The sequence below is a fragment of the Undibacterium sp. JH2W genome, assembly GCF_049340425.1.
Lineage (GTDB): Bacteria > Pseudomonadota > Gammaproteobacteria > Burkholderiales > Burkholderiaceae_D > Undibacterium.
The window spans coordinates 21,474-36,924 of record NZ_JBMPOT010000024.1 but is presented as its reverse complement, the minus strand read 5'-3'; the positions used below and the strand labels follow the sequence as shown (position 1 = coordinate 36,924).

The following is a 15,451-nucleotide window of genomic DNA, read 5'->3' as shown; positions in this document are numbered from 1 at the left end:
TCAATAACATCACTGGCGCATGATCCACTCCAGCATGGTCTTGATTTCGCCATCCTTGACGTGGCCTTGCGGTGGCATGGGGATATCGCCCCAGGCACCACTGCCGCCCGCCTTGATTTTTTTGCTCAGATTAGCTTCAGCACTGGCATCGCCCTTGTATTTTGCAGCGATCTGGGCAAAGCCTGGGCCTACCACTTTGTCCTTCATGCCATGGCAGGCAGTGCAGGCATATTGCTTGGCCAGCTTCAAGCCCTCTTCCGCGGCTGGGGCACTGACTTTGACCACGGCGGCCTTATTCAAATCAATGCCGCGCACAGCACCGATATTGCGGTTTTGCTCTACCGGGTTGCCATTGGCATTGCGGGCGAAAGCAGGTAATTCAGAAGTGATCCTGACTTCTTTCAGGCAATCTTTCATGCAGGCAGTGTTCTTCACGTCTGGCTTGCCTGTGGTTTGCCACAAGCCATGCTTCTCTGTCATGCCATCACGGTTAGGCATGCGTTTTTGTACTTCGGCGATATTCTCATCCGACATCGTAAAGTCATCAGCGACTACGCCACCCAGATTCAGGATATAAGCGGTGACTGCATACACTTCATCCGTGGTCAGGGTCTTGGGCGCATTCCAGGGCATGGCGCGGTTGATGTAATCCCAGAGTGTGGAGACTGTCGCCACCTTCATCAGGGTCGTGCGCTGAGGCTGGCTATTGCCTGTCAATGCGGCAACGCGGCCATTCTTGACATCGTCCTTGGTCGTGCCGCCGACGATGGGTGTGAAGACCTGGTTGGATTCGCCAAAGGTACCGTGGCAAGAGGCGCACTTGCCATCCCAGACTTGCTGGCCCTGGTCTACGCTGCCACGCCCTTTAGGCAAACCCTTGAAGTCGGGGCGTACATCGATGTCCCAGGCAGCTACTTCCCTGGGGGTCGCCGCACGGCCTATGTTGGTATAGTCTGCGGCACTGGCGGCAAGACTGAAACCAACCAGCACAAGGACAGATAAAGACTTGCGAATTTTAAGCCACTTGTACATTGCTGACCTCGCCATCTTCATTGATTTTCCAGGACTGGATGGCATTATTGTGATAAATCGACTTCGTGCCGCGTACTTCGCGCAGTTGGTTGATTTTGGGTTGTACATAGCCGGTTTCATCTATCGCACGCGATTGCAGTATCGCTGGCCCGCCATCCCAGTTCCAGTCTATGTTGAAGCGGGTCAGACATTTGCCCAGTACTGGCCCTTCCAGCCTGGCGGTGCGCCAGCTACGGCCACCGTCGGCAGAGACATCTACGCGTTTGATCTTGCCACGCCCCGACCATGCGAGGCCTGTGATGTTATGAAAACCTTTTTCCAGCAGCATCTGCCCACCTGACGGCGTGGTGATGACGGACTTGCATTCCTGTACTGAGGTATATTGCCTGTGCAAGCCGCTGGGTTGCAGGTCTATGTAATGTATCGCCTCGTCCTTGGTTGCCCAGGGCTGGTCACCCACTTCTATGCGGCGCAACCATTTGACCCAGGACACCCCCTGCACACCAGGCACGACCAGGCGCAGCGGATAACCATTCTCTGGTCGCAGCATTTCACCATTCATGGCATAGGCAACGATGACGTCATCCATGGCGCGGGCAATGTCGATGGTGCGTGTCATGGCCGAACCATCACCACCTTCGGCCAGCACAAATTTGGCTTTCTTGCGGTCTATGCCGCAATCATCGAGCAGGACGGATAAGGGCACGCCTGTGTATTCACAGCAGCTCAGCATGCCATGGGTGTATTGCACGGTAGGCACGGCGACATTACCCCATTCAGTGGCACTATTGGCACCGCATTCTATGAAGTGCATGCGCGAGACTGAAGGCAGGCGCATGAGGTCATCCATGGTATACACCTTGGCTTCGCGCACCAAGCCATTGATCATGAAGCGGTGCTGCTGCGGGTCTATATCTATCCAGCCCTGATGATGGCGTTCAAAATGCAGGCCATTCGGGGTGATGATGCCGAAGAAGCCCTGCAAGGGGGCGAAGGAGACCGAAGCCTGCGGCACTCGTGTCAAACCCGGTGACTGGCGGCGCTGCAAATTGGCTTCAAACCTGGATGGCTGGCCATAGCCCTGCATGACCACCGGGTTACCCAGGGTCTTGGCATGGTCTTGCAAATTCAGGATTAGCGGGTCACCGTCGCCTTCTGGTGCAGTTGCCGGTTTAGCCATTGCCGCGCCAGTTGCCAGGGCAGCAGTGGCGGCAGCAAAGCTCTTGCGCAAGAAACCGCGCCTTTCATCATTCAAGCCTTGCTCAGTGATTGCCTGGCGCAAAGGTGCATCCAAAAAATTCTCTGGCGCACGACGCAAAAGACCGGATTTTTTAATCTGGATAGACATGAGGCTGAAACTTTCCAATGAGATACTACATTCTGCGCCGACCTTGGTCTGACTAGCAGAAGCACCTTTTGAGCATGGATAAACAGATTCCATGTTGAGCAAACTCAAATAATACTATTTGCGCATATAATCAAATAAGGAGCAAAAAAAAGCAAATGCTTTCTTATGTGCAACGCACAAAAACAGCTTTCCCTTGGCGCTGAGTTGCTGGTTTGATCAAGTATCCGGGCAAATGATGTGAAAAGCGGGTTTTCGTCAGAAATGATGCGTTAGCGTCAGCCTGAGAGAACGCGGTTCAACCGGATGAAAATGGATGCCATTGATGCCATCCATACTTTCACGCGACAGGCGTGACTGGTAATAATAATCAATATCGCTGGCCTGCTTGTTGAACAGGTTAAATACATCCATGGTCAGCTTGGTGCTGGCATTGATCTTGTAACCCAGGCGGGCATAGGCCAGGGTGGTTGAAGAAGAACGCACGCTATTGTCTTCTATTAATGGGCGCGGGCCAAAATAACGCAATTCAAAACCACCATACCAGCGGCCCATATCGCTCATGGTCACGCCGAAGGACGCTACTTTATCAATGGAACCGGGGATGTAATTGCCCACCACATCATTCTGGGTATAGCGCGCACGCGATGCTGCCAGGTCGAGGTCAAACAATAACCATGGGGCCGCCGTGTAATGGTTATTCCATTCTATGCCGGTACGGCGGCTGGCACGACTGGGTTCGGTCTCACCAGCATCGCCAACAAACAATAATTCAGAAGCGATATCCAGCCGCCACAAAGCAAGGGAGCTTTGCAGGCCGGGGATGATTTCAGTGCGCATACCCAGTTCTGCCCCCCTGGTTTTTACCAGCGGGGTCACAGGTGTGGATGCACCACCGTCGGGCAAACGCGTTTGCGTAGTGCCGCGTGCATCATTGCTGTGAAAGCCTGTACCATAGTTGATGAAATACTCGGTCTTATCCCAGGGTCCAAAGATCAGCGACAACTTGGGCGAGACTATATGATCGCTGACCTGGCCTGAATTGCCCGCTATGCTGCTATTGACATCGAAACGGTAAGCGTCATAGCGCAGACCGGCTATGCTGCGGAATTTGGGTAACCACTGTATGGCATTTTCTGCATAAAAGCCTGCACTGGCTTCCTTGACGCTGTCCTCACGTATGGTGGATATGCGTTGCTGCGCGACCGTGTTATAGATGCCCACAGGCGACATTTTATCGTAACGGAGTTGCAAGCCTATCTTGTTATGCATTTCCAGATCAGCGATAGTCACAGGCCAGGTCTGGCTGATGTTCATGCCCAGCATCTGGCGTTTTTCACTTTGACTGAACTGGTCGCCGGTATCGGGCCTGGCCAGGAAGTAAGTGAAATTGCTGTACAGGTCCAGGCTGGATTGCAAGGCATAGGCATCCATTTCAAACACACCATCCTGATTGCGTTTTTTCATCGCATACGACAGGCTGTAGCGTGAACTTTGCCCGCCATCCGTGGGATCTATCGCGCCATAGCGGCTGATCTGGCCAGACTGCACTGCCCGCAACGGTATCTGGTCGGTGGAATTCCATTGATTCTTGTAGGCCATTGCCGTCAGGCTATAGCCATCATCTGCACTACCCTGGCTATAGCGCAGGACGGCGCTGTATTTGCGCACATGCTCAGGAGTGACCCAGGGGCCGTCATTGCGATTGACTTCAAGGCCATACAGCAAGTTGCCGTTTGCCACTGTCATGGAATTGGCCAGCACAGCACGCTGGTAGCCATAAGGCCCCAAAGACAGGCTGGCGATACCAGTTGGCAGCGTGTTAGTCAAACGCAGGTGTGCCGCACCTGCAGATGCAAAGTCACCCTCGTCAGCAAAATAGGTCCCCTTCTTGTAATCGATGCGTTGCACCAGTTCAGGCATGAGAAAGTTCAGGTCAGAATATCCCTGACCGTGCGCATGGGAGCGCATATTGACCGGCATACCATCAACGAAGCTCGCAAAGTCAGTGCCATGATCCAGATTAAAGCCGCGCAAGAAATACTGGTTGGCCTTGCCATCACCGCTATGCTGGGTGACGATCATGCCGGGCACGAATTCCAGCAACTCACCCGTGCGCAAGGCAGGCCGGTTGCTGACCAGATTGGAGGTCACAGAACCCTGGCTGGCAGCATTGCTGGTGCCAACTGCATTATCGTAATTACCCAGGACTTGCACCGTGGCGATTTTTTCTGCTTCATTGACAGTCGCAACTTGCTGCGCTTGTGCAGACTGACCGCTTTGCATCAGCAAGAGGCCAAAGCAGGCAAACACCGCGCTACTGACTTTTGTTCTTTGCATTATTGCCCCATTGATATTATTTTTATACTGATTTAATCTAGACCGTTATATTTTCAAGAAAAATAAACGCTGGATACTTTGTTTTTACATAAGCAAAAAACAGGCCGCTTGAGTCTCATTTTCATCGTGTACAGGTTTCGAGATGAATTCACGGTTAGTCTTATTACGTGAGAAACAAACAATCAGATTCACAATTTTTAAATATTTCCAGACACTGGCATGGGGCTTACCGGACCAATTCGCAGGCACGTAGTGGTCTCCAGCCAATAGGACAATGAAGTTCATGAACAAGGTCAACATGCAGCAGAAAAATATATTCTTCAGATCACCAGCAGCAATACTCATCTTCGTATTGATTTTGACGGGCTGGATTATCTCTGCCCTGTATTTCGGACATTCACTGTTCGCATCGCAAAAGTCGGCCAGTCTGCCGCAGTTGGGAGCGGTGACCGGGGAGTTATTTGTCAGCCATGAATGGTGGCGTTTGCTGGTCTCGCAATTCCTGCATGTGCATTTTCTGCATATGCTGTTCAATGCCATGTGCATATTGATACTGGCGTCCGCCATTGACCATAAACATGGCTGGCGAGTGCTGCTGCTTATCTACCTGGTCGGCGGCCTGGCGGGCCAGATAGCCAGTGTCTGGGCTTACCCCAACCTGGTCACGGATGGCGCATCGCAAGCCTTGATGGCCTTGTGCGCTGGCGTGTTCATCTTGCTGCCGCGAGGAAGGCTGAGCTGGTTTGCAGGATTGATAGTCGCCATACAAGTGGCGCTGGATGTGCATGCCATAGGGAATATCAAGGCAGGACATTTGTCTGGTTTTGTCGCGGGTTCATTGCTCAGTCTGGCCTGTTTGTTTATCTTATCCAGCAGGCATGACCCGGCCTGATCAGTGGATTTCCCCCTTAGCTTTCAAACCAAACCTGCCCATCATGAATTCTATAAACGTCGACAGCTTGGGCGTGGGTTGTCTGTCACGCGGATACAGTAAATGCATGGGGCGTGGTGCAGGCAGGTAGTCTTTCATCAGGGGGACCAGGCGACCGGCAGCGACTTCGCTGGCGAGCAGTAATTCTGATTGCATGACAATGCCAAAACCAGCCACGGCAGCGCTTTTCAGGGCCTGTCCATTATTCGAGCGCAAGCGGCTGACGGGGATTTCTGTGACCTCTTCCGTCAAGCGCCAGCGCACATGTTTATTCCAGTGTAAAAAATCCAGGCATTCGTGCTCTGTCAAATCCGACGGTGTGTGCGGCACGCCCTTGCGTTTCAGATAGGCTGGGGCAGCACAGATCATCATGCTGTAGGGTTGCAGGGGGCGTGCAACCAGGGTGGAGTCTTCCAGCTGACCTATGCGTATGGCGGCATCAAAGCCGTCTTCCACCAGGTCCACCAGGCGGTCATTCATGTGCAGGTCGGCGCGCATTTCTGGATATTGCGCCAGGTAATCAACCATGGCCGGTGCCAGCAATTCGCTGCCAAAGGTCACCGGTGAAGTGATCTTCAATACCCCGCGGGCACCGCCACGCATCCTGGCTGCACCGGATTCTGCTTCGCTGATCTGTGCCAGTATGCCCTTGCATTGCTCTGCATATTGCAAACCCAGTTCGGTCAGGCTCTGGCGACGGGTGGTGCGCGTCAGCAGGCGTGCGCCCAGCAGGCTTTCCAAAAACTGTATGTGTTTGCCCACCATGACGGGTGATATCTCGCACTGTGCTGCGGCAGCGGTAAAACTGCCAGCATCTACGACGGCGACAAAGACTTCCATGCTGCGTAATTTATCCATCAACATACCCAATTACTAATCATCAGTTAGCAATATATGCATTTTCTGGATATTTATCTATATTAAAAATTAAGCGATACTTAATTTCATGGCATATGCCTTGGACATAAGTCAAACAAACCCAAACGAGGAAATAACATGAAACTCATCATCATCGGTGCCAACGGCACAGTAGGCAGCGCCATCAGTAATGAACTGGGTAGCCGTCATGACATTATCCGCGTGGGCAAGACCAGCGGCGATATCCAGCTCGATATCAGCAATAGCGCACAAATACGTGAACTGTTTGCCCGCACCGGCAAGGTAGATGGCGTCGTGGTGGCCGCAGGCAGCGTGCATTTTGCGGCACTGGCCGAGATGGAAGAAGAGCATTTCCATATCGGTCTCAATAGCAAGCTCATGGGCCAGGTGAATGTCGCGCAAATCGCCCAGCCCTATCTGCATGATGGCGGCTCTATCACCCTGACCAGCGGCGTGGTCGGTGAAATGCCTATACGTTCAGGTGCCAGTGCCGCCATGGTGAATGCTGCGCTGGAAGGTTTTGTCCGTGGTGCTGCCATAGAATTGCCACGTGGCTTGCGTATCAATGTCGTCAGCCCTGGCTTGCTGGAAGAATCGGTAGCAGCGCTGGGCAGCTTGTTCCGTGGTTTTGAGCCTGTATCATCACAGCGCGTTGCGCTGGCCTATGCCCGCAGTGTGGAGGGGGCAGAAAGCGGCAAGCTGTACACAGTGCGTTGAGACTGCATGCTCATCAGCATAAGCAGCCCCCGCCAATTTTCTCCAGATGGCGTGCCAGCCTGGGCATGGTCATCACATAGCCTAGCTGGCTGGCCTGGTCCTGCATCTCTTGCCAGGCCAGACTGGCATGCGCCTCAGAACTTTGCAGGGCCGCAGCCAGTACAGTTATCAAGGTCTGGTGATGGCTGACCCAGGCGCAGGCAGTGCTGGCAAACTGCCCCATCTTTTGGGCATGATCTTGTGCACCACTGAAATCGCCCGCCAGCAAACTCAATTCTGCAGCAGCGAGATGATAGCGCAAGCCATTGTGAGCCAGGCAATTCTGGTCCAGCTGCAAGCTCGCTTGCGCCATTGCCTGCTGGCTTAGCTGCAAGTCTTCACTGATGAGGGCATAACTACCCCACACCCAGGGGCCGATAAAGCGTTGCAAATGATGGCGCTCCACCAGGGCAACGGCTTCTGTGATGAAAGCCCGTGCGCTATCTTGCTCACCTTCATGAAAAGCCAGGCGCGCGCATCCCTCCAGGGCGATGGCTTCGAAGCGCCGGGCACCCATGCGGCGCGCTGTGCTGAGAATGAAATCCAGCTCTACCCTGGCCGCAGCAGTTTGTGCCGTGGCCACCAGCACCCAGGAGGCTGTCAGCCTGGAAAATACTTCCGTCCTGAGGCTGCCAGCCTTGCGCGCCAGTGCTGTGGCATCGATGGCATCCTGCAAGGCACGGCGCGGTTGCCCCAGGTAAATGGAAGTGGAAGCGCGCGCACTAAGATTGGCCGCCTCCACATGCAATAACTGGTGTTGCCGGCAAAGCTGCACACATTGTTCAAATACGGCATGGGCATCCTGCATGCGCCCTTCAGCATACAAGGAATCACCTATGCCACTGATGGCGCGGGCTTCGGTTTCCACGATGTGGCTCTGGCGGGCATAGTGCAATGCTTCTTCCTGGTAATTGCGGCAACGCTGGTAGTCACCGCGCGGAAAATAAATATTGCCTTTGAGGTAAAGCAAGAGTGCCACGGCAGCATCAGCCTCTTGCTGTCTGGCCAGTGGCAGGCTGATATTGATGAGCTGCTCTTCTTCATCCAGGCTATCCAGGGTATTGAGCACCGGGGCCAGGCCCAGGGCCACGTCCAGTTTTTGCCCGGGTGTCTGCGCCAGCATCATGGCACGCTGGAAATGCAGGCGTGCCGCTTCATTCTGGCCACAGCCTGCACGGGCATGGCCAGACAGTAAGGCCAGCGTAAAACTGCTATCCGCCTGGTCAGGAAATTGTTCACATTGCTGTGCCAGTTCCAGCGCATTTTCATATTGATAGTGGTGCAAGCTGTCGCGTATGGCAGCCAACAAGGCATCGAAAGCGGCGGGATGATGGGCGCGCAACAAGTGCTGTGCATGCAGCAGCAAGTCCAGCTTGCTATAGGCGAGCGCGATACGGTAATGCAGGCTCTCACGTTGCGCTGGCGGTATGCTTTCATAGATGCTGCGCATCACCAGGTCATGCACGAAGACATACACGCCAATCTGGGTTTCGCGCAGCAGGCTCTGGAAGACCATGCCCTGCGGCAGATAATCCGCCTGCCCCAGCACTTTGCGTAATATCGTCAATTCAAATTGCCTGCCGACGACAGCCGCCAGATACAAGGCTTGCTGATCAGCCGCGGGCAACCTGTCTATGCGCGCCTGTATCAAATGCCTGAGACTGTCCGGCAGGCTTTGCTCCGGGCTGGCCAGCAACTGGGTCAGGTAGAGCGGATTGCCCTGTGCCTTGTCGACACACAGGGCACGATAAGCCGCCTCCACCCCAGCATGCTTTTCTGCCAGCAGCATGGCGTCACGAGTACGCAAGGGGGCCAGGTCAAGCACGCTGAGTGCCCTGGTCCAGTGAGGCAGCAAGTTATTCTCCAGGGGATCTCGCTCGGGCCTGGAACTGAGTACCCAGACTATCGCCGCCTCATCACTGGCCGCCACCAGCTCTGCCAGCACGTGGAGAAAATGCGCATCGGCCCAGTGCAAGTCTTCAATCGAGATCAGCAGGGGTTGACGCAAGGCTTGCTGCAACAGCAGCAGGCGCAAGGCCTGTATGGTGGCAAGATGGCGCTCTTCCACGCTCATGGCAGTATATTGGCGCATGGCGCGGCTATCAACAGCACCACCTGCCAGAATGAGTAAAAACGACTTGCTCTCTTCAGGCAGTGCGGATGCTTGCAGGGCCAGCTTGAGTGCCTGTTGCAAGGCCTGGTCCTGGCGCCGGCACCGGTATACGCCTGCTATATGAAGCAAGCTGCACAGCAACTGCGTCAAGGGTGCCTGCCAGTTTTCCATACCAAAGTCATGCACTTCGGCATGATGGCAGGCAAACCCGGCCTGGCGGGCCAGGTCGGCAAATTCCAGCAGCAAGCGTGTTTTTCCTATGCCAGCCATGCCACGCAAATAAACGATGTGGGTATCCTGGCATTCATGCGTGGTTTCTATGACGGCCTTGAATTGCGAGACTTCTATCGTCCGCCCCACCAGCAGGTCCTGGGTCGCAGTAGTCAGAGCCCGCTGCCCCTGACATTGCTGATAAGCAGCATAAGGCACACTGGGGCCGGCAAAATCAAAGCGTGCTGCCAGTTGAGTGACCAGGCCGTGGGCCACATAAATAGTGATGGAGGCATCTGCCTCTGGCACGGTGTTATTGCCAACCAGCATAGACGATTTTTCGCTGCCCGTTCCTCCTAGTGCCAGACCCAGGAACAAGGAATGACCAGGCTGGACACAAGCCGCTTGCAGCAAAGCAAATGCACATTGCAGAGCACGTTCGCCATCACTGCGGTAAGCCTTGGGGAAACCAAAATGCACGCACATCTGACTATCTGTCTGTTGCACGACCACGCCACCAAATTCATTGATTAATTGCATTGCCAACTGCAAATGACTGGCATCGTCGCCCGGCACACGCAGATGGAAACGTAGTTCAAGCACATAGCGGTCCAAATCCATGGACAAAGCATATACACCAGGCAGCTGCATGGACATCTCAGTATGGCCGGGCACTGCTGGCCGCTCAGCCGTATCAGCCACGGCAGCCACGACAGCCAGTTCGCCTAGCTGCACGTCAAAGACATTCGCCAAGTGACGCGCCGTGCGATACAACACCGGCTTGCCCATCTCCGCCCGTTTGATGGAGGCAATCGACACGCAGAGTTGCTGGCTGAAGCATAGTTCGGCCAGGGATTCCTGGCTAATACCACGCTCCTTGCGCAAGCCCTTGAGTTTGCCAGCATTGAGCAAAATGCGCCCATCCAGAGGGACGTGGCTCAGGTCTGGCCCGACACCATAGCCTGAAGCGAGTGCAGATGCGGGTGCAGATCTGGTGTTCATCATCTTTGCCCTGCTTTCCCATTGTTAAGCACAAGCATCTTGCTCCTGCTGGTGAAATTCATCCTGAACTGGACTCTGTCTGCCTTGCATATCACTACCCACTACTGCCGTCTTTATTGGCAGCAAGTAAGTGCTCAAAAACAATCATCAAACTGATACCAAACTGATCCTGCACTGATGCCAAGCTGTACCAGCGTGCAAAAGAGACAAGCCTGATAATTTCTTGGCAATTGCACATTATACGTTTAACAATCAAATCCGGCTTTATCAACGCTAAAAGGAAATATCATGCATACATGGGACGATCTCATTTTTGACACAGAAACACAGGGTGGACCTAGCGGCAGGCCTTACAGAATCGTCAGTAATAACAAAAGCGCGATCAGTAAAATCGAGACCTGGGAAACCGGTCAAACCATACGCGGTATTAAAGTGTATTTCCGTGAAAATCCCCGGCAGGGTTATCTGGTTGGTACCGAGGATGGCGAGCATCACGCTATGGAGCTGCAGGATGGGGAATATATCAAATCCGCCAAACTGGGCACCAGTGGTTATCGTGGCGGACGCTGTGGCTGGATAGAATTGCACACCAACTTTGGTAACAGCATGAAGTCTGGCAACTGGCGTAACAGCCAGATCGATTTATCACGCACTGGCACGCTGCTGGGTATTTTTGGCAGGGCAGGTTCAGACGTAGACAGCCTGGGCTTTGTCATGATGGAAGCCGTCAAGGAAGTGGAATTGTCGAATATCTCTATCGACATGAAAGAAGGCAATCTCTCCAGCGTTGATGCAGTGGAATGGCTGGAACTCAGGAATAACTCCAGTATCGCCCAGACTTGCCGCCAAACCTGGCAAGCCAGCCACACTGACTCCACTACATTCACGCATACCCATTCTTTTTCCGTGGGTTTCAAGATCTCGGTCAAGGGTGGGGTTGGCATCGCTGAAATGGGCAAGGAATTCAGCTTTTCCTATACCGGTGCAATCTCCTTTGCCACTGGCCATAGTGAAACCAAGACCTTTACCATGGAAATGAGCGCGGTCGTGCCACCCAATTCCGTCGTATTTGCCAAGGGTGTGGTGTCTTCTGCCACCCTTGATGTACCTTACAAGGCCAAGGCCGTGTTCCGCTTCGTCGATGAAACCAAGCCGCCATTCAGTTTCGATGATTTCAGGGGCGTCTACCTGGCAGTACGTGGCAAAAAACTGGAAGCAGAATACCTGCAACCAAATACCCTGCCCAAGCTGGAAACAGCAGAAGTAGTATAAAACCGGATCTATAAACACCGGGCATGTTGCTGCATGGCAGTCTTGAGGCTGGCATGCAGCAATCACCCACGCTTTTCGCATCTTGGCTGAATAACAAGATAAGATACGCTACACAATTAATCGATACTGGTTCAACACAAGGAGTAGCACCGTGAGCAACGAAGCCTTCGATGCACCCATCTTCATAGAAGACGGCCCCTATATAGACTTGCTGCCCAGGGAATATCCCTACCTGTATAACGACCATGGCCATGGCAGACAATTGCGTCAGCGTTTCGGCGAGGAAATCAGCATTGCCAGGGATAATCCCGACCTTGACCGGGGTGTCAAATACAAGGGCATCAGCCACCAGCCCAAGACCATCCCCAATGATGGTCACCCCTATCAGATTACCGAATTCGATTTCAAGACGCCTGAAGTCCATTACGAGTCCATCACCGCCACCAAAGAAAGCGTACAGGCTTTTGGCATGACCTTGCTGAAAAGTGGTGAATGCCTGCGCTTTGAATACGAGGGCATGATCATGGCCCAGTACACTTACGGCAAATGGGCAGGTCACCAGTCACCGTATATAGGTGGACGGCGGCGGCGTGAATTGCTGACCCACAATCCTACCGACCTGGAATTCCATGATTTCCCGCATGTGTTTTTCTCCCAGGATGATCGTTCCCTGGTCATCAGTGTGGCACGCTGGCGCCCCTATGTGCAGGAAATCTCGCTGGCTGATCTATGGATAGCACCTGGCGATGCCATTGTCGTGCCACCCAAGACCCGCCCGGCACCGCCTACAGGAAAACTGCCTGACGAGATTGCCAGGCGCATCATCATAGACCTGCATGGCAACCGCAATTCTGCCCTGGCGTGCTGGGGCACAGATAAAGCCGCACTGACCACCACCACTGTCCTGGGTAACCCACATACCATGCAAACCCGTGCGCCGAATTACCATGAAGAGTTAAAGCCCACCAGGCATCCCTACCCTGGCAGCAAATTCACCGGACAGTGATGCAGACAGTGAGCAAGGTATTGCAACGCTAATTTGCCAGCCAATTTACAATTGTTAGCAATGAGGTTTTGCTTGTCGAGACAAGCAATATCCTCGACAAGCAGCCATTACATTGACCCGGCCTCAGAGTGAAGTCAAAGACACAGACTGGAAAACATCTTTGCTCATGCACAAATCTACCGGGCCCCCATGCGCCGGACATTGCGTTGACTAGCCAGTCTTATCGTTTCGACTATTGCGCAACTTGCATACTGACACTAGTCTGAAGAAAAGATGGCTAAGGGGTGTGCAAATGAAACGTATTGCACTGGTATTGTTCATGCTGGTCTTGAGCTGCATGCCTGCCTGCGCAGCCGAGTCCAGCTCTGGCTGCGGCAGCATACAGCTGGCTTATTATGAACTGGGTGCCCTGTATTACCACAATGCCGATGGCAGTTATGCGGGTATAGACAAGGATGTGGTTGAAGAGGTATCCAGACGCAGCGGCTGCCAGTTTGATACCGTGCTGGAATCACGGGTGCGTATCTGGACCCAATTGAAAAACAATAGCCTGGACATGTCAGTCTCTGGCATACCCACTCCTGAGCGGGAAAAATTTGCTGAATTCATCCCCTACTTTTCCACCCGGAATTATGTCTTGCTACACCGCGACATGCCTGCCCAAGGCTTGAGCATGGCAGGTTTTCTGGCCGATGCCAATTTGAAAGTCGGCGTCATCAAGAGTTTTAAACATGGCCCGCAGTTTGATGAGTGGCTGGAAAAACTATGGGCACAAAAACGGGTCTATGAAGCATCCGACCTTGATAGCCTGTTGCGACTGTTCTTCGCCCGCCGGGTCGACGCCATCATGGCCCTGCCCACGGTGTGGGAACCGTTATTGAAAAAAGAAGACATCAATAAACAAGTACAGTTGCTGGACTGGACACCGCAAGACAGCCTGGTGCATGGCCTCATCGTTTCCAGGGAAAGAGTCAGCAAGACCAGGCGTGATTTGCTGAAAAAGGCTATCTACAGCATGGCCGACGATGGTACGCTGGAACAGATTTTTGCCCGCCACATAGGCAGCAAACTAGCACGTGAATTGCGGTATGAAGGTCCCAGGCCTTAGTCTGGAACAAACTCCCCAGCGCCACCACAGTGCCTGCATGACTTGCGTCTGTACATCTACATGCAATTTTTAAAATTACGCGCTTTGCAAGTGACTGCCAGGCTATTGGCCCTGGCAATTTTTTCAGCAGACAGTTTGTCTGCTAGTGCCTGCAACCGGGCTTGGGCTGGTTCTCTTACGCTGGCAAGGCTAGCATCGGCACTCAGTGTGTACCACATATAGGCGCGCTCAGGATCGCTCGCCATGCCCTCGCCTTTTTCTGACATTTCTGCCAGATTCAATAGTGCTGGCGCATAGCCTTGCTCTGCTGACATACGTATCCATTTCAGCGCAAGCACGGCGTCTTTTGCGACGTTCCGGCCCTTCAAATATTTTTCGCCCAAATAATTTTGCGCCCGGTCGACGCCTTGTTCTGCTGCCAACGTCAGCCATTTCAATGCTTGCACAGGGTCGGGTGCAGTATCCATACCAAATTCATAACGCATGCCCAAAGTTGCTTGCGCTCCTGAATGCCCTTGTTCAGCAGCACGGGTGTACCATTTGATCGCTTGCACCATATCCTTGCCTGTGCCTTGTCCATTGGCGTAATGGTTAGCCAGGTTGTACTGTGCCCTGGCAAAACCTTGCTCAGCAGCCAGGCTATACCATTTGACGGCCAGGATATCATCCTTGCCTATCCCATCTCCCTTGAAATAATGGTAGGCCAAGTTGAATTGTGCCGGTGAAAAACCTTGCTGTGCAGCCAGCCGGTACCATTTGACTGCCTCGGCAAAGTCAAGGTCCACCCCTCTGCCATAGGCATACATATTGCCCATGCCATTTTGGCCCTCGGGGCTTTTTTGTGCAGCAGCCAGGCCATACCATTTCACGGCCTCGGCATAATTCTGTTCCACCCCAAGGCCACGCTCATACATGTACGCAAGGTTGGCTTGCCCCAGCGGATAGTTCTGCTGTGCTGACAGCTTGAATAGCCTGAACGCCTCCAGCACATCTTTTTCTACTCCCTGGCCATTCAGATACTGGTGGGCGAAATTGTTTTGCGCCATTTTATTGGCCTGGGCCACGCCCAGCATGTACCATTTGATACCTTCGTTTATGTTTTTTTCTACACCCCGGCCATGGATATAGAGATAGCCCAGGCTAGCCTGTGCTTCGCCATTACCTTGTTCTGCAGCCAACTGGTACCACTTGGCTGCTTGCGTCAAATCCTGTTTGATACCCCGGCCACTGGCAAACATGCGGGCATAAGCGAGCTGTGATTTGACATCGCCGGCGGCAGCTTTGTCAGCCAGGTCCTTGATATCGGGCATCACATTAGACACCATGGTAATCGTGGGGCCCGTCTTTTTATTGTCAAGCACCTCATCAGCCGGACCTGCCTGTGCTTGCAGAGTCAACACAAGCATGCTGGCTGCCAAACTGCTAGCAAAAAATTCTTTCACACCTGCTCCTGTCAT

General features: G+C 53.3%; 11 protein-coding genes. 5 read left to right on the top strand and 6 right to left on the bottom strand.

Annotated elements, in window-relative coordinates; all coding sequences use genetic code 11:
* Positions 1-9 precede the first annotated feature (9 nt).
* The 3 genes from ACO0LC_RS26020 to ACO0LC_RS26010 all read right to left on the bottom strand — a co-directional run bounded on the left by ACO0LC_RS26020 (position 10) and on the right by ACO0LC_RS26010 (position 4,717).
* On the bottom strand, positions 10-1,032 hold the full coding sequence (locus ACO0LC_RS26020) for a c-type cytochrome (RefSeq protein ID WP_423008656.1): 1,023 nt from the start codon (positions 1,030-1,032) through the stop codon (positions 10-12).
* Positions 1,016-2,380, bottom strand: a complete 1,365-nt coding sequence (soxC, locus tag ACO0LC_RS26015; protein ID WP_423008654.1) for a sulfite dehydrogenase — start codon at positions 2,378-2,380, stop codon at positions 1,016-1,018. Before soxC ends, ACO0LC_RS26020 begins: the two co-directional genes overlap by 17 nt.
* A 255-nt stretch (positions 2,381-2,635) precedes the next feature.
* The gene (locus ACO0LC_RS26010) at positions 2,636-4,717 is read right to left on the bottom strand and encodes a TonB-dependent receptor (RefSeq protein WP_423008652.1); all 2,082 of its coding nucleotides are present in this window, start codon (positions 4,715-4,717) and stop codon (positions 2,636-2,638) included.
* A 298-nt stretch (positions 4,718-5,015) separates the two neighbouring features.
* Here ACO0LC_RS26010 and ACO0LC_RS26005 point away from each other — a divergent pair, with 298 nt between their 5' ends.
* Positions 5,016-5,609, top strand: coding sequence for a rhomboid family intramembrane serine protease (locus ACO0LC_RS26005; protein ID WP_423008650.1), 594 nt, complete (start codon positions 5,016-5,018; stop codon positions 5,607-5,609).
* Here the strand turns inward: ACO0LC_RS26005 and ACO0LC_RS26000 are convergent, their stop codons facing one another.
* The gene (locus ACO0LC_RS26000) at positions 5,610-6,506 is read right to left on the bottom strand and encodes a LysR family transcriptional regulator (RefSeq protein ID WP_423008648.1); all 897 of its coding nucleotides are present in this window, start codon (positions 6,504-6,506) and stop codon (positions 5,610-5,612) included. It abuts the gene before it with no gap.
* Positions 6,507-6,644: 138 nt separating this feature from the next.
* Here ACO0LC_RS26000 and ACO0LC_RS25995 point away from each other — a divergent pair, with 138 nt between their 5' ends.
* Positions 6,645-7,244, top strand: coding sequence for a short chain dehydrogenase (locus ACO0LC_RS25995; RefSeq protein WP_423008646.1), 600 nt, complete (start codon positions 6,645-6,647; stop codon positions 7,242-7,244).
* A 13-nt stretch (positions 7,245-7,257) separates the two neighbouring features.
* Here ACO0LC_RS25995 and ACO0LC_RS25990 read toward each other — a convergent pair whose 3' ends face one another.
* The gene (locus ACO0LC_RS25990) at positions 7,258-10,611 is read right to left on the bottom strand and encodes an AAA family ATPase (RefSeq protein WP_423008644.1); all 3,354 of its coding nucleotides are present in this window, start codon (positions 10,609-10,611) and stop codon (positions 7,258-7,260) included.
* 285 nt (positions 10,612-10,896) lie between these two features.
* On the opposite strand from ACO0LC_RS25990, the gene ACO0LC_RS25985 reads away from it, so the two are divergent.
* The 3 genes from ACO0LC_RS25985 (at position 10,897) to ACO0LC_RS25975 (ending at position 13,994) form a co-directional block, all read left to right on the top strand.
* The gene (locus ACO0LC_RS25985; protein WP_423008642.1) at positions 10,897-11,880 is read left to right on the top strand and encodes a jacalin-like lectin; all 984 of its coding nucleotides are present in this window, start codon (positions 10,897-10,899) and stop codon (positions 11,878-11,880) included.
* A gap of 151 nt (positions 11,881-12,031) precedes the next feature.
* Positions 12,032-12,886 (top strand): hypothetical protein, encoded by an 855-nt coding sequence (locus ACO0LC_RS25980; protein WP_423008640.1) that lies wholly within the window; start codon positions 12,032-12,034, stop codon positions 12,884-12,886.
* Positions 12,887-13,178: 292 nt separating this feature from the next.
* Positions 13,179-13,994, top strand: coding sequence for a substrate-binding periplasmic protein (locus ACO0LC_RS25975; protein WP_423008638.1), 816 nt, complete (start codon positions 13,179-13,181; stop codon positions 13,992-13,994).
* A gap of 56 nt (positions 13,995-14,050) precedes the next feature.
* On the opposite strand, the gene ACO0LC_RS25970 is transcribed toward ACO0LC_RS25975, so the two are convergent.
* Positions 14,051-15,436, bottom strand: coding sequence for a tetratricopeptide repeat protein (locus tag ACO0LC_RS25970; protein WP_423008636.1), 1,386 nt, complete (start codon positions 15,434-15,436; stop codon positions 14,051-14,053).
* Between the last annotated feature and the right edge of the window lie 15 nt (positions 15,437-15,451).